This is a genomic window from Actinosynnema sp. (genome assembly GCF_052038725.1).
Genome location: NZ_JBQGCX010000653.1, coordinates 1 through 2,533, shown reverse-complemented (window position 1 = coordinate 2,533; position 2,533 = coordinate 1). Strand labels below are relative to the sequence as shown.

The window sequence follows — 2,533 nt, the reverse complement described above, 5'->3', positions numbered from 1 at the left end:
GGCTCCCCCTGCGGTCGGTGGGCGCCCAGCGCGGCGCCGAGCGCGGCGGCCTCCACGGGGTCGCCGAGCCGGGTGCCCGTCCCGTGCAGCTCGACGTACTGGACCTGCTCAGGGCGGACACCGGCGCGCTCGCGGGCCAGCCGGAGCACCGCCTCCTGGGCGCCTGCGTCCGGCACGGTGAGACCGCTGGTGGCGCCGTCGTTGTTGACCGCGCCGCCGCGCACGACGCAGTACACCCGGTCGCCGTCGGCGAGCGCGGCCTCCAGCGGCTTGAGCACGACGACGGCCCCGCCCTCGCCGCGCGCGTAGCCGTTCGCCCTGGCGTCGAAGGTGAAGCACCTGCCGTCCGGGGACAGCCCGCCGAACTTGGCGGCGCCGATGGCCCCCTCAGGGACCAGGTTGAGGTGCACGCCGCCCGCGATGGCCGAGGTCGACTCACCGCGCCGCAGGCTCTCGCAGGCCAGGTGCACGGCGACCAGAGACGACGACTGGGCGGTGTCGACGGTCAGGCTCGGGCCGGTCGTGCCCAGGGTGAAGGAGATCCGGTTGGCGATGACGGCCCGGTTGAGGCCGGTGAGGGTGTGCGGGCCGATCGCCTCCGGCCCGCGCGCGTCCCGCAGGGTGGCGTAGTCGCTCGCGGTGGCGCCGATGAACACCCCGGTCCGGCTGCCCGCGAGGTTGGCGGGCAGGACGGCCGCGTCCTCCAGCGCCTCCCAGCTCAGCTCCAGCGCGAGCCGCTGCTGGGGGTCGAGCGCGGCGGCCTCGCGCGGGGAGATGCCGAAGAACGCCGCGTCGAACCCGTCGACCCGGTCGAGGAAGCCGCCGAGCCTGGTGGGGACCCGGCCGGGCGCGGCGGGATCGGGGTCGAAGAGCGCGTCGGCGTCCCAGCGGTCGGCGGGCACCTCGCGGATGCCGTCCCGACCGTCGCGGAGCATTTCCCAGAAAGCACCGGGATCGGCGGCTCCGGGCAACCGGCAGGACAGCCCGACGATTGCGATGGGAGCAGTTCCGGTATCGGTGAAATCATTCAGAGAGTTCATCTGCCCCAGTCTTCCCAGCAGGTCGAAAAAATTTCCGCCACTCACACGGCCCAGGTCGAGCGCATTCGCCGGATCGCATTCGACCGCTCGCCGCGCTCCGGCGGGCGGGTCGGCCCAGCCGGTCTCAGCGCGGCGCGAGCACGAACTCGTTGCCGGACGGGTCGGTCACCACCGCGTAGCCGCCGCCATCGGCCCACTCGCACGGAACACCGCGTTCCCGCAGCTCGTCGCAGGTCTTGCGGACGTCGTCGCACTCCAGGACAACCCGGCTGAAGCCGCCGACCCGGTCACCGTGGTGCTCGACCCAGGTGTACGGGGTCAGCACGGTGTCGGCGCCGGGCGGGGCCACTTCGACCCACCGCCTCCCGCCGATCTCCACGTCCACCCGCTTCTCGAAACCGAGAACGCCGACGAAGAACCCGATGGCTTCGTCCTGATCCGAGACCGGGATGGCGACCGACGCCGCACGAGTGATCACAGAACTCCTCCGAACCGTGTGCTGAAGAGATTTCTTGTGGCACCATTGCCGACTGGTTCGATTCTTTCGGGAGCAGAGGGGAAGACATGAGGGAGCTTTCCGGGAAAGTCGCCGCCGTGACCGGCGCGGCCAGCGGCATCGGCCGAGCGCTGGCGCTCGAGCTGGCGAGTCGCGGGATGTCGGTGGCGGTGGCCGACGTCGACACCGCGGCGCTCGCGGACACCGCCGAGGCGGTGCGCGCGCTCGGCGGACGGGCACTGGCGGTGCCGACCGACGTGCGCGACGCCGAAGCGGTGGAGCGGTTCGCCGACGCCACCGAGGCCGAGTTCGGCGGGGTGCACGTGGTGTGCAACAACGCGGGGGTCTCGCGGATGGGCCTGTCCTGGGAACTGCCGCTGGAGGACTGGCGGTGGGTGCTCGACGTCGACCTGTGGGGCGTGGTGCACGGCGTCAGGTCCTTCGTGCCCCGCCTGCTCGCGCAGGGGGAACCGGGGCACGTCGTCAACACCTCCTCGGTCGGCGGACTGCTCCAGGCGCCCTACATCGCCCCCTACACGGCCGCCAAGCACGCGGTCGTGGGGCTGACCCGGTCGCTGCGCGCGGAACTGGCCGGGACGCCGGTCGGGGTGAGCCTGCTGTGCCCCGGCGCGGTGGTGAGCAACATGGACCCGAACACGCCCCGCCCCGGCGAGGTCGAGGACCTGCCCGAGGGTGCTGCGGCGCTGGCCGCGCACGCGCGCGCCGCCCACCCGCACGGCATGAGCGCCGAGCGGGTCGCCCGGATGACGGCCGAGGCCGTGCTGTCCGACCAGTTCTACGTGCTGCCGAACCTGGGCGACTTCCTCCCGGCGCTGGAGGACGACTTCGGTGCGCTGCTGTCCGCGCCCACCGGCTAGGCGCTCTCTCACCGGGCCCCTCCCCGGTCGAGGCCGTTCCCGGCGGCGCGCACGAGGTCCGCGAGCGCCGCCGGGCTCGGCCGCTCGAAGACGTCGGCGAGGCGGATCCGGACGCCGGT

Annotated in this window: 3 protein-coding genes; 1 reads left to right on the top strand and 2 read right to left on the bottom strand. The window is 73.3% G+C overall.

Going from position 1 to position 2,533, the window contains the following annotated elements; translation table 11 throughout:
- Together ACTUAL_RS13780 and ACTUAL_RS13775 are read right to left on the bottom strand one after the other, a co-directional pair.
- Nucleotides 1–1,040, bottom strand: a 1,040-nt coding sequence (locus ACTUAL_RS13780; protein ID WP_440900511.1) for a polyketide synthase, incomplete at its 3' end; no start/stop codon positions are given.
- A 124-nt stretch (nt 1,041–1,164) separates the two neighbouring features.
- The gene (locus tag ACTUAL_RS13775; RefSeq protein ID WP_096493690.1) at nt 1,165–1,518 is read right to left on the bottom strand and encodes a VOC family protein; all 354 of its coding nucleotides are present in this window, start codon (nt 1,516–1,518) and stop codon (nt 1,165–1,167) included.
- An 86-nt stretch (nt 1,519–1,604) separates the two neighbouring features.
- Between ACTUAL_RS13775 and ACTUAL_RS13770 the strand changes: the two genes are divergently transcribed.
- Nucleotides 1,605–2,414: an SDR family NAD(P)-dependent oxidoreductase gene (locus tag ACTUAL_RS13770; protein WP_440900510.1), complete on the top strand. Its 810-nt coding sequence runs from the start codon at nt 1,605–1,607 to the stop codon at nt 2,412–2,414.
- Nucleotides 2,415–2,533: the final 119 nt, after the last annotated feature.